Annotated in this window: 18 protein-coding genes; 10 read left to right on the forward strand and 8 right to left on the reverse strand. The window is 64.4% G+C overall.

All coding sequences use genetic code 11. The annotated features are described in order from the left end of the window. Nucleotides 1-91: 91 nt before the first annotated feature. Nucleotides 92-484 (forward strand): hypothetical protein, encoded by a 393-nt coding sequence (locus tag HB860_RS11720; RefSeq protein WP_139434151.1) that lies wholly within the window; start codon nucleotides 92-94, stop codon nucleotides 482-484. Between the two features lie 74 nt (nucleotides 485-558). Here HB860_RS11720 and thiI read toward each other — a convergent pair whose 3' ends face one another. Next, nucleotides 559-2,007, reverse strand: a complete 1,449-nt coding sequence (gene thiI / locus HB860_RS11725; RefSeq protein ID WP_139434152.1) for a tRNA uracil 4-sulfurtransferase ThiI — start codon at nucleotides 2,005-2,007, stop codon at nucleotides 559-561. Between the two features lie 175 nt (nucleotides 2,008-2,182). Here thiI and HB860_RS11730 point away from each other — a divergent pair, with 175 nt between their 5' ends. Continuing rightward, nucleotides 2,183-3,142, forward strand: coding sequence for a hypothetical protein (locus tag HB860_RS11730; protein ID WP_247626764.1), 960 nt, complete (start codon nucleotides 2,183-2,185; stop codon nucleotides 3,140-3,142). 72 nt (nucleotides 3,143-3,214) lie between these two features. Here the strand turns inward: HB860_RS11730 and pbpC are convergent, their stop codons facing one another. After that, nucleotides 3,215-5,536, reverse strand: coding sequence for a penicillin-binding protein 1C (gene pbpC / locus HB860_RS11735; protein ID WP_247626939.1), 2,322 nt, complete (start codon nucleotides 5,534-5,536; stop codon nucleotides 3,215-3,217). 52 nt (nucleotides 5,537-5,588) lie between these two features. Further along, on the reverse strand, nucleotides 5,589-10,442 hold the full coding sequence (locus HB860_RS11740; RefSeq protein ID WP_247626765.1) for an alpha-2-macroglobulin family protein: 4,854 nt from the start codon (nucleotides 10,440-10,442) through the stop codon (nucleotides 5,589-5,591). Nucleotides 10,443-11,003: 561 nt separating this feature from the next. Here HB860_RS11740 and HB860_RS11745 point away from each other — a divergent pair. Genes HB860_RS11745 through HB860_RS11765 form a run of 5 tightly spaced genes read left to right on the forward strand, consistent with a single transcriptional unit; the run spans nucleotide 11,004 to nucleotide 16,166 of the window. Continuing rightward, a complete protein-coding gene (locus tag HB860_RS11745; protein ID WP_241672722.1) occupies nucleotides 11,004-12,041 on the forward strand; it encodes an AI-2E family transporter in 1,038 nt (345 codons plus the stop codon). 4 nt (nucleotides 12,042-12,045) lie between these two features. Next, a complete protein-coding gene (locus tag HB860_RS11750; RefSeq protein ID WP_247626766.1) occupies nucleotides 12,046-13,608 on the forward strand; it encodes an efflux transporter outer membrane subunit in 1,563 nt (520 codons plus the stop codon). Next, nucleotides 13,605-14,699 (forward strand): HlyD family secretion protein, encoded by a 1,095-nt coding sequence (locus HB860_RS11755; protein ID WP_139434158.1) that lies wholly within the window; start codon nucleotides 13,605-13,607, stop codon nucleotides 14,697-14,699. The genes HB860_RS11750 and HB860_RS11755 overlap by 4 nt, the downstream gene beginning before the upstream one ends. An 8-nt stretch (nucleotides 14,700-14,707) precedes the next feature. Then, nucleotides 14,708-15,736 carry a hypothetical protein gene (locus HB860_RS11760; RefSeq protein ID WP_247626767.1) on the forward strand — a complete coding sequence of 343 codons (1,029 nt, stop codon included), beginning with the start codon at nucleotides 14,708-14,710 and terminating at the stop codon, nucleotides 15,734-15,736. A 1-nt stretch (nucleotide 15,737) separates the two neighbouring features. Continuing rightward, nucleotides 15,738-16,166, forward strand: a complete 429-nt coding sequence (locus HB860_RS11765; RefSeq protein ID WP_247626768.1) for an ion channel — start codon at nucleotides 15,738-15,740, stop codon at nucleotides 16,164-16,166. A gap of 93 nt (nucleotides 16,167-16,259) precedes the next feature. Here the strand turns inward: HB860_RS11765 and HB860_RS11770 are convergent, their stop codons facing one another. Beyond that, nucleotides 16,260-17,948 (reverse strand): FAD-dependent oxidoreductase, encoded by a 1,689-nt coding sequence (locus HB860_RS11770; RefSeq protein ID WP_247626769.1) that lies wholly within the window; start codon nucleotides 17,946-17,948, stop codon nucleotides 16,260-16,262. A 134-nt stretch (nucleotides 17,949-18,082) separates the two neighbouring features. Here HB860_RS11770 and HB860_RS11775 point away from each other — a divergent pair, with 134 nt between their 5' ends. The 3 genes from HB860_RS11775 (at nucleotide 18,083) to HB860_RS11785 (ending at nucleotide 22,675) form a co-directional block, all read left to right on the forward strand. Continuing rightward, nucleotides 18,083-21,022 (forward strand): sensor domain-containing phosphodiesterase, encoded by a 2,940-nt coding sequence (locus HB860_RS11775; protein ID WP_247626770.1) that lies wholly within the window; start codon nucleotides 18,083-18,085, stop codon nucleotides 21,020-21,022. 75 nt (nucleotides 21,023-21,097) lie between these two features. Next, nucleotides 21,098-21,940: a pyruvate formate lyase 1-activating protein gene (pflA, locus tag HB860_RS11780; protein WP_139434163.1), complete on the forward strand. Its 843-nt coding sequence runs from the start codon at nucleotides 21,098-21,100 to the stop codon at nucleotides 21,938-21,940. Nucleotides 21,941-22,033: 93 nt separating this feature from the next. Beyond that, entirely contained in the window at nucleotides 22,034-22,675 is a 642-nt protein-coding gene (locus HB860_RS11785) for an energy-coupling factor ABC transporter permease (RefSeq protein WP_247626771.1), read from the forward strand. Nucleotides 22,676-22,741: 66 nt separating this feature from the next. Here HB860_RS11785 and HB860_RS11790 read toward each other — a convergent pair whose 3' ends face one another. The 4 genes from HB860_RS11790 to HB860_RS11805 all read right to left on the reverse strand — a co-directional run bounded on the left by HB860_RS11790 (nucleotide 22,742) and on the right by HB860_RS11805 (nucleotide 26,081). Next, a complete protein-coding gene (locus tag HB860_RS11790) occupies nucleotides 22,742-23,434 on the reverse strand; it encodes an ABC transporter permease (RefSeq protein WP_139434165.1) in 693 nt (230 codons plus the stop codon). A gap of 93 nt (nucleotides 23,435-23,527) precedes the next feature. Then, complete coding sequence (locus HB860_RS11795) at nucleotides 23,528-24,268, reverse strand: ABC transporter permease (RefSeq protein ID WP_247626772.1); 741 nt, start codon at nucleotides 24,266-24,268, stop codon at nucleotides 23,528-23,530. A gap of 203 nt (nucleotides 24,269-24,471) precedes the next feature. Beyond that, a complete protein-coding gene (locus HB860_RS11800) occupies nucleotides 24,472-25,245 on the reverse strand; it encodes an ABC transporter substrate-binding protein (protein WP_139434167.1) in 774 nt (257 codons plus the stop codon). Nucleotides 25,246-25,310: 65 nt separating this feature from the next. Continuing rightward, the gene (locus tag HB860_RS11805) at nucleotides 25,311-26,081 is read right to left on the reverse strand and encodes an ABC transporter ATP-binding protein (RefSeq protein WP_025326493.1); all 771 of its coding nucleotides are present in this window, start codon (nucleotides 26,079-26,081) and stop codon (nucleotides 25,311-25,313) included. Nucleotides 26,082-26,188 lie beyond the last annotated feature (107 nt).

Genomic DNA, 26,188 nt, shown 5'->3' on the forward strand with positions numbered 1-26,188 from the left:
GGTGGGCGAGATCCCACCCTTGCAGGGGCAAGATTGAACCAAGCCCGCTTTTCTGTTGTCATAGAGTGGTCGTTTCAAGCCGGATTACCTCATGCAAAAACTTGGGCTCATTACCACGCTGATTCTGATGATGGTGGCAGCGGCTCATGCGGGGGCACAGGCCCTGTTCGGGCGCCTGGCATCCACCCCGGTGCAGCAGTTCAACCAGCAGATCCGTCAGGCGAGCAGCAGTCAGCAGGGCTGGGTCAACGACTATCGCGAAGTGGCCCGCCGCTTCGTGGGTCATGAAGACGTGCCCACCCGCATCCATGCCCAGCAGCTGGACAACGATCTGGTGCTCTCGGTGGCCCTCGATGGCCAGAAGAGCGACATGATCTACATCCTGACCCTGTTTCGCAGCAACAACCTGTGGCAGATGCGTCAGGCAGAGATGGGCTGGCGCTGCCATGGCCAGGAGACCTTTACTCCCGTCCCCTGCCCCTGATCATCACCGAACATGTGAAATAAAAAAATCCGGCACCTTGGCCGGATTTTTTTATGGGCGCATGGGCACCGCTATCAGGGGCGGTACACCTTGACGTTGTCAAAGCCCTGCTCTTTCAGATAGAGCGCCTGCAGCTTGCTCATCACGCCGCGATCGCAATAGAGCAGGTAGGTCTGCTCTTTCGGCAGATCGCCAAAGGCGGTTGCCAGCTTGAAGAAGGGGATGTGCAGTACGTCGCGCCCTTCCACCACCAGCGGCTTCTCGTCGCGCTCATCACTGGAGCGGATGTCCAGGATGACTTCGTTGGCGGCCAGCACCTGGGTGGTCTCCACCTCCTGCACCTGGGCGGCAGTCTCTTCACCGATGCGACGGATGTCGAGATAGCGGGCTTCGCTCACCACCTTGTCCAGGATGGCGAAGTCGAAGTTGGCCTCTTCCGCCTCGATGCGGGAGAGCTCGGCCTTCACGGTCGGCTTCTTGGAGATGACGCCGCAATACTCCGGCATGGTCTCGGCGAACTCCAGGGTGCCGATGCGACGGGCTTCGCTGATGATGTCCGGCTTGTCCCAGGTGATGAGCGGGCGCAGGATCACCTTGTCGGTCACCCGATCGATGACGTTCAGGTTGGTCAGGGTCTGGCTGGAAACCTGGCCCACGCACTCGCCGGTCACCAGGGCCGGGATCTGGAAGGTGTCCGCCACCTGGCCGGCGGCGCGCATCATCATCCGTTTGAGCACCACCCCCATCTGACCGTTGTCGATCTTCTCGAGGATCTCGGCCACCACGGGCTCGAAGTCGATGGCGGTGAAACGCACCTTGTGGGAGGCACCGAACTTGTTCCACAGGTAATAGGCGACCTGCTTGACACCGATCTCGTGGGCGGCGCCCCCCAGGTTGAAGAAGCAGTAGTGCACACGGCAGCCGCGCTTGATGAACTGGTAGGAGGCCACGCCGGAGTCGAAGCCACCGGAGAGCAGGCTCAGTACGTCCTCCTGGGTCGCCATGGGGAAGCCCCCCATGCCGTGGTGGACCGCACTTATGATGTAGAGCTCGTCGTTTTCCACTTCCAGGTTGACCTGGATATCGGGTTTTTTAAGGCGCACACCGGCGGTTTCACAGTGCTGGTTGAGGCCGCCACCCACATAGCGCTCCAGCTCCAGGGAGCTGAAGTCGTGCTTGCCGACGCGACGGGCGCGCACGCAGAAGGTCTTGCCTTTCAGGCGATCGCCCCAGACGGCGCGGGTCTGCTCGAAGATGTCGTGCAGATCGGTAAAGTTGCTCAGCTTCACTTCGAGGAAGTACTGGATGCCAGGGATACAGGCCAGGGTCTCGAGATACTGGGCGTGGAACTGATCGTTGCGGGAGCTCACTACCAGCTTGTCCCAGTCCATCCGCACACGGGCGTCTTCGTCAAAGCGGCGCAACACGTTACGGATGTTGCCCTGCAGCATCTTGGTGAAACGCTGACGCACTGACTTGCTCTTGATGGTGATTTCGGGGAACAGCTTGATAATGAACTTCATGGTGTTGACTCGGGTGGCCTTGATTTAAGGGCGCGAATTATATCAGAAGTTTGGCGCCAGCGCCTACTGGCCAGGCAACGGCATATTTTCCCACGCAATGTTTGCCGCAAGGCGGCAATCTTGCGTATATTCCCGAGCCTGCGCCTTGGCCACCGGCTTGAACCCTGACGATCCGATGAAGACCTATATCTACTACCCCGGCATGGAAGTACGGGATGAACTCTGGCTCAAGTTTGCTCTTATCTATCTGGAGCGGCTCGCCTTCGTCTTCACCGTCAGCGAGAAGAGCGGCCTCACCGCCCTGCTCGATACCCTGCGCCAGCAGAGCGACCTGCTGACCGAACCGCCCGAGCCCGCCTTCTTTGCCGCCATCACGCCCCAGGTCGAGAGCCAGATTGCCGGCCTTGTCGCCCCCGACTTCGTCCGTCACAAGGTGTTTGGCAACAAGGAGCTGATCACGCGCTGGCGCCAGCGTGCCAACCACGACTGCTTCTGCCCCGCCCAGCCGGGTCTGGAGCGGCTGCACGGTTTCTGCCTGAGCCAAGGCTTTGCGACCCAGGATGATGGGGGGATAAGAATGGCGCGGCGCTTTGCCAACCTGCTCTCCATGCGCCTCGCCCGTGAGTGGGCGCTCGCCAATGAGGGGGCCCTCATCACGGATCACGACTACCTGGACCGGCTGCTTCACCTGCTCGAATCCCGCTACCACAATCGGGGCGGCCAGGACTGCTTCCACCTCGAGATCCCGTTGCAAGTGCCCACTCACCTCGCCGAGATCTCCTTTGCGGAGCTGATTGCCCTGCGCGGGCGCAGCGGTTTTCGCCAGCAGCTGGCGGCCTTCCACCAGGCTCTGGATGCCCTGCTCGCCATGCTTGGCAGCGGCTACGCCGACCCTGCGATACTGGCCCGCTTCGAGCAGGCGCAGCAGGGGCTCAACCAGCTGCTGGGCCCGCAGACCCGCAGCCTGCCACTCACCACCTTGGTCAGCTGCTCATTGCCCGCCATGGCGATGATCCACAGGCTCAAGGAGAGTCATCCCGACAGCACTCTGGTCTTCCATCCCATCAAGAAGAGCCACTTCCACCAGCGCAAGAGCCAGCACTTCTTCACCCGGCTGGGTCAGGTCAAACCCTGAGCCCGCTTAGGCACAGAGGCTGCCGTCAAAATATTGTCGCTCTGAACGGGTAGCCCCTTTGACTCGCCCCTCTCAGGAGGGGTTCTCCAATCGAAACTCGATGCGATCGCTGTTGCCCGCCTCGTCCACCACCACCAGCTGGTAGCGCCCTGCCTCGCTCAGCACCTGATCCCCGTCCCAGCGCAGCCGCTGTCCGTTGAGAAACCAGGCCGGCTTGCCGACACCGCCCAACACCTTGGGTTGCAACCGGTAACGCTGACTGCGAATAAGGTTGCCCTCCCCCAGTGCCAGGATGCGAATGGGGGCCTGCAGCTCGGCGCTTCGCCCCTCCCCCGCACAACCGCTTGCCAGCAGCGCCTGGCGCCGCTCGCCGGGTGTACGCCACGGCTCCAGCGACAGCGGCCAGAGCGCCCGAACGCCGGATTGCGCCGCATCCTGGCAGCGGGTCAGAGTCGGCTTGCCCTCCTTGGTCAACGCCACTTGCCGCAGCGGCGAGGGCCAGTCCATGGGATCCGGCAAGGTGGGCGGATCGCTCCCTTCCAGCAACCAGGCGCTCTGACGCTGCAGACAGGCCTCTGGCAGGGTCGCGCTCGCCTGGCGCCCCAGCGGCCAGCAGATCTCCACCTCGCTCACCGTATTGGGCTGCACCGGCAGAGGGCTGTTGTCCGAGAGCCGCGAGTAGACCGAGAGCAGCAGCGGCACCGCCGCGCTCTGGCCGTAAAAACCGGGCATGGGGGTGCCGTCGGGGCGTCCCAGCCAGACGCCTATGGTCCAGCGACCGGAGACCCCCATGGCCCAGCTGTCGCGATAGCCATAACTGGTGCCGGTCTTCCAGGCCAGTCGGTTGACCCGGCCGGTCGCCTCGCTGGCAAAGGGCTGATCCGCCCGTCCCTGGGCGCTCAATATTTGCCAGATGATCCAGGCCGCCCCCGGGCTCAGCAAGGGGCGTGACACCGCCTGCTGCCCCGCCAGCCAGACCGGCATGGCCACCTGCCCCTGCCGGGTCAGCGCGCTGTAGAGCGCCACCAGCTGCTCGAGCCGAATGCCTGCCGCCCCCAGCGCAATGGCCGGGTTGGGTTTGTCCGAAAGCGCGAGCCGCACCCCGGCGTTGTCGAGGCGGCTGACCAGCTTGTCGGCCCCAAGCGCCTCCAGCACCTGTACCGCTGGCACGTTGAGGGATTGCTGCAGCGCCTGAGCCAGAGTCACCGGCCCCTGAAAGGCGCCGGAGAAGTTGGCGGGTCTGTAATCCGAGCCCACCCTCGGCGCATCGGAGAGCAGGGAGGCGGAGTGCACCAACCCCTCGTCCATCGCCAGACCGTAGATAAAGGGCTTCAGCGTAGAGCCGGGAGAACGGATCGCCTGCACCATGTCGAGATAACCGTGGCGGCGCAAATTGCCATACTCGGCGCTGCCCACATAGGCGCGCACCGCCATGGTGCTGTTGTCTACCAGCAGCAGGGCGGCGGAGGTCTGCTCGGGGAAGCGGCGGATATAGCTCGCCACCCGCCCCTCCAGCCAGCGCTGCAGATCCCCGTCTATGGTGGTGTGCACCAGCGCCCCGGCCTGATTATCGGCGGCGAGACGGGCAAAGAGCGGCGCCTCCATCGGCGTGAAGTGACCGCGGGCCAGCACAGGCTCGATGCGCCCCTCCTGCCACGCCTGCTCGGGCCAGGCACCCTGCGCCACCAGTCGCTGCATCACCTTGTCCCGGGCGGCGCGGGCCCGCTCGGGATGTCGGTCCGGCCGGTTGCGGCTGGGAGCCTGCGGCAGCACTGCCAGTAGCGCAGCCTCGGCATGGGTCAGCTTGGCGGCGCTCTTGCCGAGATAAGCAAAACTTGCCGCCTGCACCCCCTCCAGGTTGCCGCCAAATGGCGCCCGGTTGAGGTAGACGGTGAGCAGGGTGCGCTTGTCATAATGCCACTCCAGCTGCAGCGCCCGCGCCATCTGGCGCAGCTTGCCGGGCACGCTCCTGTGGTAGGGCTCGATGAGGCGGGCCACCTGCATGGTGAGGGTCGAGCCCCCCGACACGGCGCGCCCATGGCGCAACCACTGCCAAACCCCGCGCACCATGGCCACCGGATTGACCCCGGGATGGCGCCAGAAATGGCGATCCTCGTAGCCCAACAGCGCCTCTATATAGCGGGGGGAGACCTGCTCCAGGGTCACGGGGTAGCGCCACACGCCGCTGGTGTCGGCAAAGGCCCGCAGCGGCCTCCCCTTCATGTCGAGCACCACCCGCGCATAGGCTGGGTCGAGTGGCGGCGGCGGGAAAATGCGATCGAGCGCCAGCAGCGCCAGAAACAGGGCTACAACCCCCAGCACCGAGCAGCGCAGCCAGGGTGGCAGACGGTCAAGCCAGCGCCAGCAAGCGCGGCCACTGCGACTCAATTTCAGCCAGCCACGCTGCCAGAAAGTGAGCGGGCGAACCCGCTCGAGGGAGGGAAGATTACTCAGAGATGATCACCTCGTGGATATCCTCACCCACTGCCCGCAGCTCAGGCCGGTACATGTCCTCCACCTGGGTCGGTGGTACCTGATAACGGCCCGGCGTCACCGCCCGCATCAGGTAGACCAGCTGCTGGTTGCCCCCCGCACTCAGATCCAGCGCCGCCGTGTAGCGGTCGTCACGAAACTCCTGATGCTTGAGGTAGTCGTTCCACTCGCTCTGCCACGCCGGTTTCCCCTCAATGGAGAGCTCTTCGAGCTTGATGCTGTTGCCAAGGGCCGGGTTCTCCAGCTCGAAGCCGGCGGGCACCATCTCCACCAGCAGGGCATCGGGCACCGCCTGCTCGCTGCTCACATTGAGCCGCACCACCACCAGATCGCCGACCCGTACCTTGGCCGGATCAAGTTGCTTGCCGTCGCTGTCGAACCAGCTGCGGGTGACGCTTATCCCCTGACTCAACCGGGCAGGAGCCTGTTCGGGGTAGCCGATCACAGTGCGCTGCACATAGAGGGATCCCTTGCCCTCGTTGGTGACCCCGCTGACTGCCAGCGCCTCGGGGGCGCCCAGCAGCAAGGCGGCCGAACCGGTCAGGGATTCACTGCCAAGGGGTGAGTCGACCCTGGCCTGCCAGTCGGCGGCAGGATCAACTTGCGCCAGCCGCAGCAATGCTAGCCGCTCCTGGGTGCTGAGCCACTGACGGTGGGCCAGGGTGTCGGCCACCTTGGCGCTGAGATCAGGCCAGCGCTCCTCGGCCAGCTTGTGCTGGCGCAGCAGGGAGAGCTCGAGGGCCTGATCGCGCAGGGGCGAGCCGTAATCCCCGAGATAGTCCTCACCGCGCTCGGTCGCCAGCGCCCGGGCAAGGGCTTTGGCGGCGTTCTGCTCATCCCCCATGGCCGAGAGGGCCAGGGAGAGGTGCAAGAGCGGCAAGCCCGAGCGGGCGTGATCCGCCTGCTGCTCCCAGATGAGGCGCAGGGTGGCGAGCGGCGCCTTGCCCACCCGGGCCAGCACATAGGCGCTGTAGGCCTGATAGGCCAGTCGGCTGTGCTCGGGGGCACTGCTCCAGCGCTCGCCGTATTGGCTGTCGGTGAGATAGCTTTGCAACCGGTTCAGGGCCTGACTGAGCATGGCCTCCGGCACCGTATCGCCCGCCTCCTTGCGCGCCAGCAGGTAGTCGGCTGCATAGGCGGTGAGCCACTGCTCCTCGTCGGAGCGACCATCCCAGAGGCCAAAGCCGCCGCTTGGCAGTTGCAACCGCTGCAGCCGTTGCAGCAGGGCGCGCTGCACATCTGCCTCGCTCGCCGGTTTTTTGCCCTCTGCGGGTTTGCTCCAGGTGGTGCGCTCATCCGCCGTGGTCAGCAAGTAAGGCCAGGCACGGGACAGGGTCTGCTCCAGACAGGCGTAGAGGTAGTCGGCCAGCGCCTGCCACTGGGCTGCCGGATCCCAGGGCGGAGTGCCGGAGAGGCTGAGCAGCCCCTGCAGGTTGGCGCGATCCAGCCCGGCCAGCTCAGCTGGCGCAAAGCTCATCTGTTGGCCGGGGGGCAGCATCTGGTAGCGCTGGCGAGTCTGGGCAGGCCAGGGGGAGCGAAGCGGCAGCGACCAGTCGCGGCTGATGGCAAAATCCTTGCCGCTGGCCGCCAGTTGCAGGCTTGCCACGCCGCTAGCCCCAGTCACTGTGAGCGGCAGAGTCAGCCACTGCTCCTCGCCGTTTTTCAGGGACAGCGTGCCGGGCAGCTCGCCATTTGCCTTGAGCCCGCCATTGAGGGTCCAAGCCAGGGAGAGGGTTTGATCCTCACCGCTCATGTTGCGCAGTTGCACCAGGGCCCGGGTCTCATCCCCTCTGGCGCCAAAGCGCGGCCAGCCGATCTCGGCCACCAGGGGCGCCACCACCTTGACGGCGCGATCGGCCTGGCCCACCTGCCGTTCGTTCCAGGCCAGCGCCATCAGTGCCAGCTCGCCGTTGAAGTTGGGCAGGTCCAACGGGATCACCGCCTTGCCCTGCTCGTCAAAACTCACCTCGCCGCTCCAGAGCGCGGCTACTTCGACCCGGCTCTCCAGCGCGCCGCCCTTTTTCAGCGGCGCCCGGTCCCCCCCGTAGTTGAGGCGAGCCTGCTTGCCATCCTGAGGCGGGATCACCTGACCGTAGTTGTCGAACAAATCTTGCGCGAAGCGCTTGCGACCGAAGAAAATCTCGAACGGGTCTAGCGGCTGGTAGTCGCTGATGTTGAGCACGCCCCGATCCACCGCCGCCAGCACCACTCGGCCCTGACTGTTGGGGGTGGAGGTCGCCGTCACCTCCAGTCGGGTCAGCGGTACCGCCTTGTCCGGCGCGCTCAGGGTGAGCGGCAGACGGCGCGCTTCCCGATCCAGGGTGAGCGGCACCAGGCCGACCGAGCGCAGGCTCGGTATTCCCTTGCTGCTCGCCGGCCTCGACTCACTGTCAGGGACGGCGATCTGGGCCGAGATATGGAGATCATGACGCTGCCACTCGGGGCTGACCGGAATCTCGAACTCGCCGCGCCCCTCCCCTTGCCCTGCACCTTCGGCGTTCAGCTCGATGCGCTGCCACCAGCGCAGGCCGTCGCCATCCTCCACCATCAGCAAGCCCTTGCCGGGGCGCGGTGCCACCAGGGTCACTTTGGCCTTGTCCCCCGCCTGATAGGCGCGCTTGTCGAGGGTGATGGCAATCTTGTCGGGCCGCGCCTGCTCGCCACCGCCGCCCCAGGCGTAACTGCCTATCTCCAGCCGCAGGCTGGATTGATGGCCCTGACTGTTCTCCACCTCCAACCGATACCAGCCCGCCGCCAGTTGCAGCGTGAGCGGGGTCGGCCCCTTGCCGTCCAGCTGCAGGGTCTGCTCCTGCTCCAGATAGGGCTGGCTGTTGAACTCGTACTTCCACCCCTCGCCGTCGGCGTAGTGCCAGTAGTAGTCGCGGTACTCGTTGATGAGGCGCACCTTCACCTCGCCCGCCACTGGCTGCCCCTTGTCGTCGAGGTTGAGGATCTGGAAGGGCAGCGGCTTGCCCCCTTCCACCCGATCAGCCACGAAATCGGCCTTGAGGGCAGGCCACTGGCTGCCCGCTGGCCAGCCATACTGGGTGCGGCTGCGATTGACGGCGCGGCCACCGGGCTCGGCGAGCGACACCCGATAGGCCACGGCCAGCGGCCCGAGGGCGCGCACCCCATCGAGCTCATCCGCCAGCGAGAAAGTCCCCTGCCCCTGTTCATTGAGGGTGATATTGAGAGGCTCCGGCTCTTTGGCCTGCTCGGCGAGCAGCACGTCCCCCAGGGTGAACTCCTGCCACTGGGTAAAGGGCATGGCGGCGCGGCTTATCTTCACCTCCGCCTTCGCCTTGGTGGCGCTCGCCGGGGCGCCGTAGAGGTAGTCCCCCTGCAGCGGCAGGGTGAGCGCGGCGTCAGGGCTCTGCAATTCCCCCTCCGGCCCCTTGCCGAGCTGCAGTTTCAGCCGCTCCGGCAGAAACTCCTCCACCAGGAAGGGCCACTCGAAACGGCTGCCTGCCGATGTCTTGAGGGTGATGGTCCAGCGCCCGAGCGGCGCATCGTCCGGCAACCGCAGGCCGTAATGGGCGGCGCCCAGGTTGTCCGGCAGCAGCCGTTTCTGCTCGAGCAGCTGGCCGTCCGGCTGTTTCACCTCCAGCTCCACCGCCATGCCGGGCAGCAGCTGGCCATCCTGCCCCTTGAGCAGGATCTCGCTGTCGAGCCGCTCGCCGGGGCGGTAGAGATCCCGCCCACTGAACAGATAAAGCTGCTGTGCCTGCCAGGGCTGGGTGCCGAGATCGAAGGTGGAGAGATCGAGGGCCGCCCCATCGAGACGCAGCACCGCCAGATGCTTGCCCTGCTCGGCCAGCAGCAGCCGGGCCCCCTGCACCTGATCGAAGCGGCGATGGCCCTGGGGATCGGTATTTTGCACCTGCAGCCGGTTGCCCTTCTCGTCGAGCAGGGAGAGCTGCACCTCCTTGAGCGGGTCGGCGCTGGCCAGGGAGCTGACGAATACCTCCAGCTGATCCCGGTAGCGGCGGGCGCTGAGCCCCATGTCGCTCACCGCGAAATAGGTGGTTTCTTTACGCCAGTCGTAGTTGCCAAGGGGAGACATCACCGCAAAGTAGACCCCGGCCTCGGCCAGCTGCGGCTCCTTCACATTGATGAGGCGGGTCTCGCGCCGGTTGGCATCGAGTTCCAGCGCATAACGACCGCTGAACACCCGCTTGGCTCGCCGGGTGACCTGCTCCAGATCCCAGTTGCCCATGCCGGCACCGGGGCGATACTCGGCCAGAAAACGAGGCAGATACTCGGCATCGACCCGGAAGAAGTCGATATTGACCTCGTCCACGTTCACCGCGCTGATGGGCAGGCGCAGCTCGTCGCGCAGGGGCAACACCATGCCGCTGGCGGTAAACGAGGCCCCCGCCTCCAGCGGCCGGGTCTTGAGAGTCCAGCTCTGGGGGGCTGGGCCCAGCCCCGCCTTGAGACTCACCTCATAGCTTTTGTCAGGCTGGACGTTCGGGAAATAGAGGGTACGGCCATCGTCGGCCAGGATCCACTCCCCCTGCACCTGCTTGCCCCCTTCGCTGACCGTGAGCCAGCTCTGCCAGTTTGCCTTGGGCGCCAAGGGGCCGGAGAAGACCAGCGCCAGCGCCGGGGCGTCTCTATACTGGCGGGCATTGGCCTGCACCACTGAGGTCGGTGCCCCGGCCTCCTGCTGCACCTCGGTTGGGGAGGATGCGGGGGCCGGGGTGTCCGGGCCGCAGCCAGCCAGCAGCAGAGCACCTACGCCCACCAGTAACGAGGCCAGCAGACGAGGGACGCGAGACACAGGAGAGGGCTTGAGGAGACGCATAGATTTTATCCCGGGTTGAGTCGCCGCCAGCGCAGCGCAGGAGCCAATAGGATAAAACGTCCCCCCCATTAACACAAAACTCAGTGCGGCGGACACATCATCCACGGCATGCCGTTGCTGGCAGCAGAAATAGCTATTTATGAGCAAACAATAATATTCCCCATTCGAAGCTCTTTTTTGGGCGGCTATTTTATATGGGAAAACTTTCCCCGTTTTCTGAACCCAAGCCAAACTGGGAACAACTGTTCGCTTGTGCGGCACGAGGGGACTCTTTATTCTCTGGCCCCGCTGAAGTTGTAGAAGCAATCAACCTAATATCAATCGGTTAAATATTTTTTTAAACATTGAGTTCCTATGCCATACATTAAATGCAGGCAAGGTCAGCGTGCCCCCCACGCGCTGAACTCAGTGTTATTTATTACTGCACAACCCATGCCTGCTGGCCCGACATCTATGTCGGGCCAGCATGGTTGTGTGCTCATCCCCCGTCGGAGTCATACCAGAATGGAAAATAACGATCTGTCCATAGTCGAAAAAAGGTTGGTTGCCAGATTCCTGGATATGTTCATCAAGTTTGGCCTTATCCTGGCACTGGGCTCTTTCTGCTTCACCGTGTTCTCTCCCTTCATGAACATGATGCTGTGGGCGCTGATCCTGGCCGTCACCCTCTATCCCCTCCACCAGCGCTTTGCCGCACGCCTGGGCGGCAAGCAGGGGCGGGCCTCCACCCTGCTGGTGCTGCTCGGCATCCTGCTCATCGTGGCCCCTACCGTGGTCATGATCAGCTCCCTGGGTGACAGCGTCAGCGCTCTGGTCGACAAGGTGGAGAACAACACCCTGGTGATCCCGGCCCCCTCCGCCGAGATCGCCGACATCCCGCTGGTGGGCGCCAAGCTCCATGCCGTCTGGCTGAAGGCCTCGGTGGACCTGCCCAGCCTCATCATCAGCTACCAGCCGCAGCTCGGGGACCTCGCCAAGAAGGTCGTCGGTATCCTGGCCAGCATGGGAGGCGGTCTGCTCGGCTTCGTCTTCTCCTTCATCGTGGCCGGCATCATCATGGCCTGGGGCGCACCGGGTGCGGTGAGCGCCGATCGCATCGCCATGCGCATCACGGATGAACGCAAGGGGCTGGCGCTGACCAAGCTGTGCACCAGCACCATACGTGCCGTCGCTCAAGGGGTCATCGGGGTCGCCTTCATCCAGGCGCTGCTGGCGGGGATCGTCATGATGCTGGCGGGGATCCCGGCTGTCGGCATCTTCTTCGTCCTGGCGCTGATCCTCGGCATCGCCCAGGTGCCCGTGATCCTGGTGACGGCTCCCGCCATCGCCTACATGTGGAGCACGGGTGATCACGGCACTGCGGTGAACATCATCTACAGCGTCCTGCTGATCGTCGCGGGCATGGCCGACAACGTGCTCAAGCCGCTGCTGCTGGGTCGCGGTGTCGATGCCCCCATGCCGGTGGTGCTGCTGGGCGCCCTTGGCGGCATGGCGACCAGTGGCATCCTCGGCATGTTCATCGGCGCCACCCTGCTCTCCATCGGCTATCGCATCTTCATGGCCTGGGTCAACGAAGGTCTGGCATCTGCGGATAAATAACCCCATGGCCGTCCAACGTCACACCATGCGCCCCCTGTTCACGGGGGGCACATGCCTGTTATTGAGTGCCTGCACAGTGCTGGGCCCCGACTATCAGGCCCCCAGAGTCGAGGAGATGGCCGGCTGGCACAGCGCCAGCGAGGGTCAGCAGGCGAGTGCAACCGCCGACTATCGCCAATGGTGGAACCGCCTCAACGACCCCGTGCTGAGTGCCCTGGTCGAGGAGTCGCTGCGCAAGAACCCGGATGTGCGGATCGCCGGCTTGCGGATCCTCGAGGCCCAGGCCCAGCTCGGCATCGCCGAGAGCCTGCTCGGCCCCCAGGCTACCGTGGGCACGGGCGAGTTCCTGCAAGCCGGGCAGACCCGGGGCGGCCACAGCAGCGCCGGCAGCAGCTATGGCGCCGGATTCAACCTCGGCTGGGAGCTCGACTTCTGGGGCAAGTTCGAACGCGGCATCGAAGCGGCGGATGCCAACTACTTCGCCACCCTGGCCCAGTATGATGACATCCAGGTGCTGATGGCCGCCCAGGTGGCCCAGCTCTATGTGAGCATCCGCACCCTGGAGGCTCGCCTCTACATAGCCCGGGAGAATGCCCGCCTCCAGCAGCGCAGCCTGGAGATCACCGAGCGGCTGTTCAAGAGCGGCAACAGCGCCGAGCTGGACGTGCAGCAGGCCAAGACCCAGTACCTCGGCACCCTGTCCGGCATTCCGCAACTCGAGACCAGCCTGCGCCAGAGCCAGAATGCCCTCTCGACCCTGATTGCCAGGCCCCCGGGCCCCCTGCCCGAGATGGCCACCAACACCGGCAAGATCCCTCAGGGCGAGCTGGCCCTGGTCACCGAGATGCCGGCCGATCTGCTGCGCCGGCGTCCCGACGTGCGGGTCGCGGAGCGGCAACTGGCCGCCCAGTCGGCCCTGATCGGCGTGGCCGAGAGCGAGCTCTACCCCTCCATCACCCTGCTTGGCACCCTGGGCATCAACGCCACCAATGGGGAGAGCGGCACCTTCTCCTGGGCCGTCGGTCCCTCGCTCAGCTGGAACCTGCTCGATCAGGGACGGCTCGGCAACCAGATCCTGGTGCAGGACGCCCGCTTCCAGCAACTGCACGAGCGCTATCGTGACAGCGTGTTCAAGGCGGCCCGCGAGGTGGATGACGCGGCCGTGGCCTACGCCAACGGCCAGGACGAGATCGTCCTGCTGACCCAGACCGGCGAGGCCGCCCGTCGCTCCCTCGAGATAGCCAACACCCAGTATCGCGAGGGGATGGCGGACTTCCAGCGGGTGCTCGACTCCCAGCGCGCCCTGTTCAACCAGCAGGAGCGCCTGGTCAACAGCCGTGGCGCCCGGATGCGGGATCTCATCACACTCTACAAGGCACTGGGTGGCGGTTGGGAACAGGGGCGCGAACGTCCCCTGGTGACCCCCGAGGTGGAGGCCCAGCTGCGCACGCGCGCCGACTGGGCGCCCCTGCTCGACGGTGGAGGCCCAGCTGCGCACGCGCGCCGACTGGGCGCCCCTGCTCGACGCAACTCACTCTCCCATGACACAGAAGGCAAGCTCCCATGACTGACAGCACTGCATCTCCCGGCCAGGCCAGCCGCCGCGCCACCCTAGGGCTGCTGGCTGCCATCCTCCTCCTGCTCATCTGGTATCTGCTGGCGGACCGGCTGACGCCATACAGCTCCCAGGCCCGGGTGCAGGCCTTCGTGGTCCCCGTCGCCGCCGAGGTGTCCGGCCAGATCAAGCGGGTCTATGTTCACGACAACCAGGACGTGGAGGCAGGCTCCCCCCTGTTCGACATCGATCCCGAGCCCTATGACATCGCCCTGGCCAAGGCCAGATCCGACTACCAGACGGTCTTGAGCGGCGTCAAGGCGAACACCGAAGGGGTCAAGGCGGCCGAGGCCTCCCTGATGGCCATGCGCGCCGCCTATGACAACGCGGCCAAGGATGCGGAGCGCCAGGAGCGGCTCTATCGCGAGGATCCGGGCGCCATCTCGGTGCGTCGCCTCGAGGTGGCCCAGGCCAGTCGCGAGACGGCCAAAAGCCAGGTGGCGGCAGCGGAGGCCGACGTCCGCCGCGCCATCGAGGCCGCCGGAGCGAGCGGCGATGACAACTCCCAGCTGCTCAGCGCCCGCTCGGCGGTCCACAAGGCGCAGCTGGATCGCCAGAACACCCGCGTGGTGGCACCGGGTCGGGGGCTCATCACCGACTTGAGCACAGATGCAGGCCAGTTCATCGGGGCCGGCGCACCGGCCATGACACTGATCGCCATCCACGACGTCTGGGTGTCGGCGGATCTGACGGAGAACAACCTCGGCAACATTCGGCCAGGGGACAAGGTCGCCATCCTGCTCGACAGCCTGCCCGGACAGCTGTTCAAGGGGGAGATCCGCAGCGTCGGCTACGGGGTGGGCGATGGCAAGAGCCAGCCCGCCGGGGCCCTGCCCACGGTGGACAACAACCGCGACTGGCTGCGTCAGGCACAGCGTTTCCCGGTCAAGGTCGCCTTCCAGAGTGACGACTTTCCGCCGGTCGAGGCGCTGCGGGTCGGCGGCCAGGCCGATGTGCTGGTCTACACCGGCGAGAGCGGGGTGATGCACTTCCTGGGGGCGCTCTATATCCGGCTGATGAGCCTCTTCTCCTTCCTCTATTGAGGCGCCATATGCATAACGCCGACAGGGCTGTACTGCGCATTGGCACCGGCATCGGGCTCGCGGCGGGGATCTGTTACGGCCTGGCCCTGCCCATGCCCCACCTCGGCGTCATCATGGCCTGGGTGGTGCTGTGCCGACCCGGGGAGGCCCTTGGCCTGAAGAAGGGGCTGGCAGGGGGGCTACTGCTGCTGGGGATCATGGCCGCCGGGGTGCTACTGGTCCCCCTGCTGACCCACTATGCCCTGGCGGCCGTGCTGCTCATCGCCCTGCTGCTCTACCTGCTGATGCAGCAGTCGATGGCCGGCAAGGGGGCCGCCGCCATGCTGCTCATCATGGCCATTACGGTGATCCCGGTGGCCGGGCTCATCGAGCAGTCCCTTGCCATCGCCATCGCCCAGATGATGGGGCTGGGGATCCTGATAGGCACCCTGGTCAACCGCATGGCCCACGCGCTCTTCCCCCCCCTGCCGGTGGCAGGGGCGGCGGCAAGGCCGGTGCCATTGCCTCCCGAACATCCCGAGCGGCTGGCGCTGCGCGCCGTCGCCATCGTGCTGCCGGTGTGGCTGCTGGCCCTCGGCAACCCGGCGTTCTACATTCCGGCGGTGATGAAGACGGTGGCGCTGGCCCAGCAGAGCACCTCCCTCAACGCCAGACAGGCGGGCCAGGAGCTGGTGCTCTCGACCCTGGCGGGCGCCCTGCTGGCATTCGCACTCTGGATGGGACTCAGCCTCTGGCCCTCGCTCCTGATGCTGGTGCTGATGCTCTCCCTGATGACCCTGTGGCTGGCGCGGCGTCTGATCCGGCTGGTGGCGGGGCGCTTCCCGCCCTCATTCTGGAGCAACGCCTGGATCACGGCGCTCATCCTGTTTGGCCCGGCCATCGAGGACAGCGCCACCGGCAAGGATGTGTGGTTGGCGGCCGCCATGCGTTGCGGCCTCTATCTGGTGGTGGCCGGCTATGGCTGGCTGTGTATCTTGCTGCTCGAGCAGTGGTGGCCGGTCGGCCGCCCGCTGACGGAATCCCAGTTAGGAGATTGATATGTTTACGATTTTTCTGGTCGGTATCCCGGTGATCCTGGTCAACATGCTGCTGCAATCCCTGGTCTCCGTCTGGTGCATCCGCTTCTATGTCAGGCGGTTCCATCGCCGCGAAGGGGCCCTGGCCGGCATGCTGGCGCTGTTTGGCATCATCACCCTGGTGATGCTGGGCAACCTGGCCCAGATCGGCGTCTGGGGAGGGCTCTTCCTGTGGCTCGGGGAGTTCGACACCCTGCAGGAGGCCGTCTACCACTCCGGGGTCAACTTCGCCACCCTGGGCTATGGCGACATCGTCATGAGCCCGCAGTGGAAGCTGCTCGGGCCACTGGAGGCGGTCAACGGCGCCCTGATGATAGGCCTCTCCGGCGCCTCCATGCTGGCGGTCTTGCAGCATCACATTCGCAAGCAGCTCAATGACGGAACCCCCTGAGCGGGCTGTGCTCATGGTGTAGAAAAGGGCAACTCCATGGAGTGGCCCTTTTTCATGCACGGCAGGGAATCGGGCCATGTCGGCCGAGCAGCACTATTCGGCGAAGGCCAGCTGCCAGGTCTTGAAGCCGCCGGAGAGGTTCTTCACCCGAAAGCCGTGCTGGCTCAGCAGGCGGCAGGCCACGTGACCGCGCAAGCCCACCTGGCAGCTGATGAGCAGCTCCTTGTCTCTTGGCAACTCATCGAGGCGGCCGCGCAGCTCGTCGAGGGGAATGTGCATCGCCCCCGGGATGCGCCCCAGCTTGTCGAGCTCGGGGCTGTTTCGCACATCCACCACCTGCTGGTGAGGGTGACGGGCCTGCACCTCTGCCGCGTGGCAGAGGATGGTGTCCCCCTTCAAGTGGTTGCTCGCCACGAAGCCCGCCATGTTGATCACATCCTTGGCCGAGCCGAAGGGCGGTGCATAGGTGAGCTCCAGATCCTGCAGGTCAAAAACGGTGAGACCGGCGCGCTGGGCCACCGCCAGCACGTCGATGCGCTTGTCGATGCCATCCTTGCCGATGGCCTGGGCGCCGTAAATCTTGCCATCCGGGGCAAACAGCAGCTTGAGGCTGACCGGATGGGCGCCGGGGTAGTAGCCGGCGTGGCTGCCCGGGTGGACATAGACCTTCTCGAACGGCAGACCCAGCTGCACCAATCGCTTCTCGTTGAGCCCAGTGCTGGCCACCGCCAAGTCGAACAGCTTGCAGATGGCGGTCCCTTGCGTCTTCTTGTAGGTTTCGCTTCGGCCCAGCATGTTGTCGGCGGCGATGCGCCCCTGCCGGTTGGCCGGGCCCGCCAGCGGGATCAGCACAGCTTCGCCGGTGACGAAGTCGGTCTCCTCCACCGCATCCCCCACCGCAAAGATAAAGGGATCCGAGGTGCGCATCCCGGCATCCACCTTGATGCCGCCACGGGGGCCCAGCGTCAGCCCCGCCTTGGCGGCGAGCAGGGTCTCCGGTTTGACGCCGATGGCGAGGATCAGCAGGCCGGTGTCGAGGTGAGTGCCGTCGCTCAGGGTCAGGCGCAGGCCGCCGCTGTTGGCGGTGGGCACGGCCGCCGTCATCTCGGCGGGCAGATCCAGACTCTCGATAGCCGATAGGCCGGTGCGCAGACGCAGATCGATCCCCTCTTCCCGGATGCGGGCGTGGAGCATGTTGGCCATCTCCTTGTCCACCGGCGCCATCACCTGATCGGAGAGCTCCAGCAGGGTGACCGCCAGCTGGCGCTGGTGCAGCGCCTCCATCATCTCCAGCCCGATAAAGCCGCCGCCCACCACGGTGACGTGGCGCGGCTTGTCGTGGTGCAGGGCCGCCAGGATGCGATCCATGTCCGGGATATTGCGCAGGGTGTACACGCCAGGGCTGTCGATGCCGGGGAAGGGAGGACGGATCGGCGCCGCCCCCGGGCTCAGCAGCAGCACGTCGTAAGGCTCGCGCCGCTCCTCGCCGGTTTGCAGGTTGCGCACCAGCAGGCTCTTGCCCGCCTTGTCTATCTCGATCACATCGTGGAAGACCCGCACATCGACATTGAAACGGCGCTTGAAACTCTGGGGCGTCTGCAGCAGCAGGGCATCCCGACTGGGGATATCCCCCCCGATATGATAGGGCAGACCGCAGTTGGCGAAGCTGACAAACTCCCCCCGCTCGAACATCACTATCTCTGCCTCTTCGCTCAACCGACGGGCGCGGGCCGCCGCCGACGCGCCCCCGGCGACGCCACCCACAATCAGGATCCGTTTCATCTGCAAGACTCCACTCAACAGGAAATGACCAATAAATTAGACCTATCTAATTTAGGTTTCAATGAAATTTTGTTTGCCGTGGATTTGCAGTATTCTTGCCCTCCGACAATTGCTCAACAGGATAGTGCCAGTTCATGTCGTCTACCGCGCTCAGTCATCTCCCGACCGCCAGCCAGGCCCCCCTGTTCTTTCGCCTGGATACCCGTAGTCAACGGCTGGTCGCCCTGACCGATGTGATGCAGACCCCGCTCCACTGGCTCGATGAGCCCCGCAGCGCCTGGCCGGCCCAGTTGCCGGATGCCCTGCGCCAGCCCATAGAGCAGCGGCTCGCCAGCGGCAAGGGGGGCAAGCTGCTGCTGCGCTTTGCCGCCCAGCAGTGGCATATCTCCCTCTCCCATGAACAGGACGCCTTCTGGCTCATCTGCCTGCAGACCCAGCCCCAGGAGAGTGCGGCCAACTTGTCGCTGCAACTGCCGCGCCTGAGCCAGATGGCCAGCCAGCAGCAGTACGCTCCCATGCTGGAGAGCCTCAGGGAGTGCCTGGGGGCCGATCGCCTCATCCTCTGGCACTACCAGGCCAACGGCCCCCTCGGTAGCGAGCAGCTGACCCCTGTCTTCACCCTGAATGCGGATTCTGTCGGCGCCATTCGCGGTGACAGCCGCTACATCCGGGCCTTGCGCACCCGGGGCGCCCTGAGCTTCTCGGAGGCCGCCCATCAGCCCATGCTGAGCCAGCACTATTATCTGGCCAATGCCAATGTCAGCTCCCGCCTGGACGGCGCCCTGCTGGAGCAGGAGAAGCTCATCGGCGTGCTCAGCCTCGAGTACGCCGAGACGACCCTGATAGGCGAAGAGACGCTGCAGCTGGTGCGCCACTGCGCCCAGTTGCTGGGTCACTGGCAGCCCGAACCCGAGGTGGTCGAGGCCTCCCCCTTCACCCTGCCAGGCGGGCTCAGTTGCAAGACCGGCAATGAGTATTGCCGCGCCCTGGTGCGCTGGGCCATGACGGCGAGCGGCGCCCGCATCGGCTGGCTCGGGGAGTTTCAGCTGCGCGGCCAGGATCTCTGGCTCATTCCCCGCTGCGTGCTGGAAGGAGAGACCTTCTCCGCGGTCAAGCCCATGCGGATGGAGATAGGCCCGGGCCGGGAGATCTTCCAGCACGGCCAGAGCCTCTACGTGGAAGACCTGCCCCTGCGCTATCCCCAGGCCACCCAGTTGCTGGCCCTCGACGCCAAGGCCTACATCGGCATCCCCCTCCAGGGCCAGGGCGGCGTTCCCCTGGGTCAGATCACCCTGCTGCTCGACGGGCCGCTGGCCGACCCCATTCCCCTGCTCGATGCCCTCCATGAGCAGCGCGAGCGGGCCGCCATCGAGCTGCAGCGCCTCGCCAACGACGATGCCCTGCGCCTCGCGGAAGTGGCCTTCAACACCCACGACGGTCTGCTGGTGATGGATCACGGCGGCATCATCCTCAAGGTCAACGACTCCTTCAGCCGCATCACCGGCTTTGCCAGCGAGGAGATGCTGGGTCAGCATATCGAGGCCCTGAGGCCCACCTACTATGGCGACAGCCTCAAGCAGGAGGTGATCGCCGCCGTCGACAAGCAGGGGTACTGGCTCGGCGAGGAGCAGTGCCTGCACAGGGACGGCCATCTCTTCCCGGTGCGGCTGATGGTGAGCGGCGTCAAGGATGAGGATGACGAGATCAGCCACTTCGTCTGCAGCTTCCACGACATCACCCAGGAGAAGGAGACGGCCCGCCACATCGAGCGGCTCGCCTATTACGACGATCTGTGCGACCTCTACAACAGGCGCAGCCTGAACGACATCATGCAGCGTACCCTGCAGAGCCCGAACGGGCAGTGGGGGGCATTGCTGCTGCTGGATCTCGACAACTTCAAGTCGATCAACGACTCCCTCGGCCACGCCTGCGGTGATCTGCTGCTCCAGGCCGTGGTGGTGCGACTCAAGTCCCTGCCCCAGGAGAACCTGGTGCTGGCCCGCACCTCGGGGGACGAGTTCGCCCTGCTGTTCACCGCGCTGGGCCAGGGTTATGTCACCGCCAAGATACTGGCGGAGCACTTCGCCCGGGAGCTGATGGGGATTTTCCGGCTCCCCTTCGACATCGGCGATCACAAGCTGCACTGCAGCGCCTCCGTGGGGATCAGCCTGTTCAGCGACGATGACAAGGATCACCTGATCCTGATGCAGCAGGCCGACACTGCCGTCCACATGGCCAAACGGGCCGGCCAGGGCAACCACATCTTCTTCAGCGAGGCCATGGCGGAGAAGGAGAAGAGCAAGCTCTCCCTGAGCAACCAGCTGCGCGATGCCCTGCGCAACAACGAGCTGGTGCTGCACTACCAGCCCCAGTACAGGGTCGACAACGGCAGCCTCTCGGGCGTGGAGGCCCTGCTGCGCTGGCAGAAGATGGACGGCACCATGATCCCCCCCGGGGACTTCATTCCCATCGCCGAAGAGACCACCCTGATCCAGGAGATAGGCTACTGGGTGATGAAGACCGCCTGCGCCCAGTACAGTTTCTGGCTCAACAACGGCCTCGCCATCCCCCACCTGTCGGTCAACGTCAGCGCCCGCCAGTTCCACACCGCCGGCTTCGTGCAGCAGGTGGAGTACGTGCTGCGCGATACCGGGGTGCCGCCGTCGCGCCTGCTGCTGGAGGTCACCGAGTCCGTGGTGCTGGAGAACCGGCTGGACAGCATCGCCAAGATCCGCCAGCTCAAGGCGCTGGGCATCCTCATCTCCATCGATGACTTCGGTACCGGCTACTCTTCTCTCGCCTATCTGCGCGATCTGCCCGCCGATGAGGTCAAACTGGATAGGAGCTTCATTCAGACGCTGGTGCACAGCGAGCAGGACAAGGCCATCGTCAAGGCCATCCTGGATCTCGCCAAGGTATTTCGCTTCACAGTGACAGCCGAAGGGGTGGAGGACGAGGAGCAGCTGGCCGTGCTCAAGGCCCTGGGATGCCAGCACTACCAAGGCTTCCTGACCAGCCGCCCGCTCCCCGTCAAGGCACTGGAGAGTCTGCTGGGTGCCACCTCGGCGGGCTAAACTGGTAGGATTTATAGGGCTTTATGTCATAAAATAACGACCGCTCGAACCCTGTCCGAACAATTGGAGTCGTCTATGTCAGTCATTAACCGGATCCCTGCCGTTGAAACCAGCGGCCCTGCCGATCAGGGCACTCAGCGGATCCCTGCCGCCACCGTTAGCGACACCAGCAATCCCGACATCATTGGCCGGATCCATTCCGTCGAGACCTGCGGCACAGTCGACGGCCCCGGCATCCGCTTCATCGTGTTCATGCAGGGCTGCCTGATGCGCTGCAAGTATTGCCACAACCGGGACACCTGGGACACCCAGGGCGGCCGCGAGGTCACGGTGCCCGAGTTGATGCAGGATCTCACCAGCTACCGCCACTTCATGAATGCCTCGGGCGGCGGCGTCACCGCCTCCGGTGGGGAAGCCATGCTGCAGCAAGAGTTCATCGCCGAGCTGTTTGCCGCCTGCAAGGCGCAAGGGATCCACACCTGCCTGGATACCAACGGCTTCGTGCGTCACTACGACGAGCTGCTCGATCGGGTGCTCGACAACACCGACCTGGTGCTGCTCGACATCAAGCAGATCAACGACGAGAAGCACATCCCCCTCACCCATGTCAGCAACAAGTACACCCTGGAGTTTGCCCGCTACCTGGCATCCCGCGGCCAGACCATGTGGATCCGCTACGTGGTGGTGCCTACCTGGTCCGACGATGACGAGAGCGCCGAAGGGCTCGGCCAGTTCATCGCCGAGCTGGGGGAGTGCGTCGAGAAGGTGGAGCTGCTGCCCTACCACGAACTCGGCAAGCACAAGTGGGACGTGCTGGGAGACACTTACGATCTGACCGGGATCAAGCCCCCCAGCAAGGAGACCATGGACAGGGTCCAGGGCATCCTCGGCAAGTACCATCCCAACGTGAAGTATTGAGACAGGAGGCCGCCCGGGACTGGGCGGCCTCTTTTTATTGCGCCGCCAGCGCCCGGGCTCATCACCGGGCAGTGAGATCCGGGGGAACAGGCCATGAGTGAAGGACAAGTCGCCGCCCTCCTGCTCTGGCTGGTGCTGCTCGCCTTCAGCCTGCGCGCCTCCCTGCTGCGCACCCTCCACGGCAACCCCCTCTATCAGCACCTCTGTCTGGGGAGCGCCATCGTCCTGGTGCCGCTCTGGACCCTGCGGGCCGGCCTCCATGAGGGGCTGGAGATCCACTTTCTCGGCCTCACCACCCTGACCCTGCTGCTGGGCTGGCGCCTCGCCCTGCTCGCCCCCTGCCTCACCCTGCTGATCCTCGGGGCCTTTGGTGTCACCGATCTGGCGCAGTTCGGCTGGCAGGCGCTCATCGGCGTCGCCCTGCCGGTGGCCACCAGCTGGCTGCTGTTTCTCGCAAGCTGGGCCTGGCTGCCCCGCCACCTCTTCGTCTACCTGTTCGTGGCCGCCTTTCTTGGGGGGGCGCTCAGCATCTCGGTCAAGATCCTCGCCAGTGCCCTGCTGATGGGGATGAGCGGCGCCTACCCCTGGCACACCATCACTGCCGACTACCTCTCCATCTGGCCGCTGCTGCTCTTCCCCGAGGCCCTGCTCAACGGAATGGCCATGACACTGCTCGCCGTCTACCGACCCCACTGGGTCAATACCTTCTTCGACAGGGAGTATCTGGGGCGCTGAGTCTGCCCCGTGATCCAAAAAAAGCCCGCGACTGCGGGCTTTTTTGTCTCTGGCTTTTGTATCAGGTCACACGCTGCGGGGGCGCAGGTGGGCGTGCCAGCGGGCCTCCCACTTCTTGAACAGCCAGACGATGGCGAAGGTGAGCAGCATGTAGAGCAGACCTGCGGTCAGGAAGGCCTCGAACGGGCTGTAGTAGCGGGAGTTGATGATCCGCGCCGCACCTGTCAGGTCGACTATGGTGATGATGCCCGCCACCGCCGAGCCCTGCAGCATGAAGATCACCTCGTTGCTGTAGGCGGGCAGCGCACGGCGAAACGAGTTGGGCAGTATGATGCGGGTGAGGGTCTGCCAGCGGCTCATGCCGAAGGCACTGGCCGCCTCAATCTGCCCCTTTGGCATGTTCAGCACGGCGCCGCGCACTATCTCGGCGGTATAGGCACCTGTGTTGAGGGTGAACGCCAGCAGGGCGCAGAACCAGGCCTCGGAGAAGAGCACCCAGGCAGGGCCGTTCTTGAGCCACTCCCACTGGGCGGCGCCGTAGTAGATGATGAACAGCTGCACCAGCAGCGGGGTGCCGCGGAAGAAGTAGATATAGGCCCAGATCGGCCCCTTGATCAGCCAGTTGCGGCTGTTGCGCAGAATGCCCATCGGCACCGCCAGCATGAGGCCGAGCATGAGGGAGGCCGCCACCAGCCAGATGGTGGTATAGAAGCCCTCCCAGTAGGTGGGCCACTCCGTGAGAATGATGGAGAAATCCATGGCTTACCTCGTCTTGATCGTGATGGAGATACGCTCGGCACTGACACCGCGACGATCACAATAAACGAATGACTGCATTGAATACGGCATGGCTTACCTCGTCTTGATGGCGTAGTGACGCTCGGCCCACTTGAGCGCCGAGGTCGAGACTGCGGTGAAGATCAGGAAGATCAACGCCACCGCCATGTAGAAGGTAAAGGGTTGCTGGGTCGAGCCCGCCGCCAGGGACGCCTTTCGCACCATGTCATCGAGCCCGATGATGGAGACCAGGGCCGTGGTTTTGAGCAATACCAGCCAGTTGTTGCCAAAGCCAGGCAGGGCGTGGCGCATCATCTGGGGGAAGAGGATCCGCACAAACACCTGGGTCGCCCGCATGCCAAAGGCGCGCGCCGCCTCGAGCTCCCCCTTGTCCACCGCCAGGATGGCGCCACGGAAGGTCTCGGTCATGTAGGCGCCGAAGATGAAGCCTATGGTGGCGACCCCGGCCGCAAAGGGGCTGATGTCGATGTAATCCGGCAGCAGGGAGACCCACTCCTGGCTCGGGTTGCTCTCCAGCAGGTAGTTGTTGTAGGCCTCGTTGACCCAGGTGCAGATCCCGTTGATCAGCACCTGGCCGCCGAAGAACAGCAACATCATCAGCACCAGATCCGGGATGCCGCGAATGACGGTGGTGTAGGCGGTCGCGATGCCGCGCGCCCACTTGTAGGGGGAGAGCTTGGCCAGCGCCCCCAGCATGCCGAGCACCAGCGCCAGCAGCAGAGAGGCCAGCGCCACCTCCAGGGTGACCCAGGCCCCCTCCAGCAGGGAGGTTTCGTATCCTTTCAAATCAAACATATGCGGCTCCATTGCAACGCATTGAGCGGGCTTGCCCGTCCCAATATCCTTTCAAACCAAACACATGCAGCTCCATTGCAACTAAGCGGGCCCATCGCTCCCTTGCGAGAGACAACGGGCCCGATGAGGACAGACGAGGGTCAACCTGTCGTGATGATCCGCCGCAATCCCTTCGGCGGCTACCAGAGTAGCGCGCCTGGGAGTTACTCGCCGTACACGTCGAAGTCGAAGTACTTGTCGTTGATTTCCTTGTACTTGCCGTTGGCGCGCAGGGCCAGGATGGCGGCATTGAATTTCTCTTTCAGATCCTTGTCAGCCTTGCGCACCGCGATGCCGGCACCCTCGCCAAACCACTTGGGATCGGTCAGCTTGGGCCCTACGAACTCGAAGGCGTCGCCGCCCTCTTTCTTCAGCAGGCCGTCGCTGATGGCGGCGGAGTCGGCCATCACATAGTCAACCCGGCCGGATTTCAGATCGAGATAGGCCTCGTCCGCGGTGCCGTAGCGCTTGATGGTGGCATTGGGGAAGTTGTCTGTGATGTAGGTGTCCATGGAGGTGGCACGCTGCACGGCGATGGTCTTGCCATCCATGAAGGCCTTGTCGAGCTGCACCTCGGTGCCTTTCTTGGCGGCGAAGCGGGCCGGAATGTGCTGGTACTTCTGGGTGAAGTCCACCTTCTTCTTGCGCTCTTCGGTGATGTCCATGGTGGCGATGATGGCGTCATACTTGCGTGACAGCAGCGCCGGAATGATGCCATCCCAATCCTGCTTGATCAGGGTGCACTTCACCTTCATCTCTTCACACAGGGCGTTGGCGATGTCGATGTCAAAGCCTTTCACCTCGCCGCTCGGCTCGGTCCAGGAGAAGGGGGGATAGGCACCTTCCACCCCGATCCGTACCTCTTTCCACTCCTTGGCCATCAGGCTACCGGAACACAGGGCCGTCATCACGGCAGTCGCCAGCATCAGCTTGTTCATGTATCTCTCCTTGATAAACACGTCGATCGTTGAAAACGCAGAATATTGAAAATACCGCTCCTCCATCAATAGATGGAAGAGATGAATTGCTTGAACCGCTCAGACTTGGGATGGGCGAAGATCTCCTTGGGATTGCCCTCCTCCTCCACCCGTCCCTGGTGCAGGAACATCACCTTGTTGGAGACGTCACGGGCGAACGACATCTCGTGGGTCACCACCAGCATGGTGCGCCCCTCTTCCGCCAGCTCGCGCATCAGGCCGAGTACCTCCCCCACCAGCTCGGGATCGAGCGCCGAGGTGGGCTCGTCGAACAGCATCACCTCGGGCTCGACCGCCAAGGCACGGGCGATGGCCGCCCGCTGCTGCTGGCCGCCGGAGAGGTGGCCTGGGTAGTAGTCGCGCCGCTCCCACAGCCCTACCCGGTTGAGCAGCTGCTCCGCCTTGGCGATGGCCTCGGCACGGGGCACCTTGAGCACCTGGATCGGGACTTCGATGATGTTCTGCATGATGGTCATGTGGGACCAGAGGTTGAAGCTTTGAAACACCATGGCCAGGCGGCTGCGAATGCGCTCCACCTGACGCATGTCCTCAGGCAGGCGTTCGCCGGCCCGATTGCTCTTCATGCGGATCAGCTCGCCATGGAGTGAGACCGTGCCGGAAGAGGGGGTTTCCAGCAGATTGATACAGCGTAGAAAGGTCGACTTCCCCGAACCCGAGGAGCCGATCAGGGAGATCACATCCCCCTTGCGGGCCGTCATATCGATGCCCTTGAGCACTTCGTGGGTGCCAAAATACTTGTGCAGTTCACGAACTTCCAGTGCGGCAACGTCGCTCATCCATTACAACCTTGTCTGTCCCTAGACGCCGCTACGGCGTGACTCCACCATCGTGAATTTAACAAAAAGTTAACCGATGGCAACCTTCAGCGAAAATATCATTCAGG

It is taken from the genome of Aeromonas genomosp. paramedia (genome assembly GCF_023093515.1).
Lineage (GTDB): Bacteria > Pseudomonadota > Gammaproteobacteria > Enterobacterales > Aeromonadaceae > Aeromonas.

Coding starts and splice junctions, on each gene's coding strand:
- HB860_RS11795 (WP_247626772.1), bottom strand. CDS start 24,268: ATGTTTGATTTGAAAGGATACGAAACCTCCCTGCTGGAGGGGGCCTGG.
- HB860_RS11740 (WP_247626765.1), bottom strand. CDS start 10,442: ATGCGTCTCCTCAAGCCCTCTCCTGTGTCTCGCGTCCCTCGTCTGCTG.
- HB860_RS11760 (WP_247626767.1), top strand. CDS start 14,708: ATGCATAACGCCGACAGGGCTGTACTGCGCATTGGCACCGGCATCGGG.
- HB860_RS11720 (WP_139434151.1), top strand. CDS start 92: ATGCAAAAACTTGGGCTCATTACCACGCTGATTCTGATGATGGTGGCA.
- HB860_RS11775 (WP_247626770.1), top strand. CDS start 18,083: ATGTCGTCTACCGCGCTCAGTCATCTCCCGACCGCCAGCCAGGCCCCC.
- HB860_RS11785 (WP_247626771.1), top strand. CDS start 22,034: ATGAGTGAAGGACAAGTCGCCGCCCTCCTGCTCTGGCTGGTGCTGCTC.
- thiI (WP_139434152.1), bottom strand. CDS start 2,007: ATGAAGTTCATTATCAAGCTGTTCCCCGAAATCACCATCAAGAGCAAG.
- HB860_RS11730 (WP_247626764.1), top strand. CDS start 2,183: ATGAAGACCTATATCTACTACCCCGGCATGGAAGTACGGGATGAACTC.
- HB860_RS11745 (WP_241672722.1), top strand. CDS start 11,004: ATGTTCATCAAGTTTGGCCTTATCCTGGCACTGGGCTCTTTCTGCTTC.
- HB860_RS11800 (WP_139434167.1), bottom strand. CDS start 25,245: ATGAACAAGCTGATGCTGGCGACTGCCGTGATGACGGCCCTGTGTTCC.
- HB860_RS11755 (WP_139434158.1), top strand. CDS start 13,605: ATGACTGACAGCACTGCATCTCCCGGCCAGGCCAGCCGCCGCGCCACC.
- HB860_RS11805 (WP_025326493.1), bottom strand. CDS start 26,081: ATGAGCGACGTTGCCGCACTGGAAGTTCGTGAACTGCACAAGTATTTT.
- pflA (WP_139434163.1), top strand. CDS start 21,098: ATGTCAGTCATTAACCGGATCCCTGCCGTTGAAACCAGCGGCCCTGCC.
- HB860_RS11770 (WP_247626769.1), bottom strand. CDS start 17,948: ATGAAACGGATCCTGATTGTGGGTGGCGTCGCCGGGGGCGCGTCGGCG.
- HB860_RS11765 (WP_247626768.1), top strand. CDS start 15,738: ATGTTTACGATTTTTCTGGTCGGTATCCCGGTGATCCTGGTCAACATG.
- HB860_RS11790 (WP_139434165.1), bottom strand. CDS start 23,434: ATGGATTTCTCCATCATTCTCACGGAGTGGCCCACCTACTGGGAGGGC.
- HB860_RS11750 (WP_247626766.1), top strand. CDS start 12,046: ATGGCCGTCCAACGTCACACCATGCGCCCCCTGTTCACGGGGGGCACA.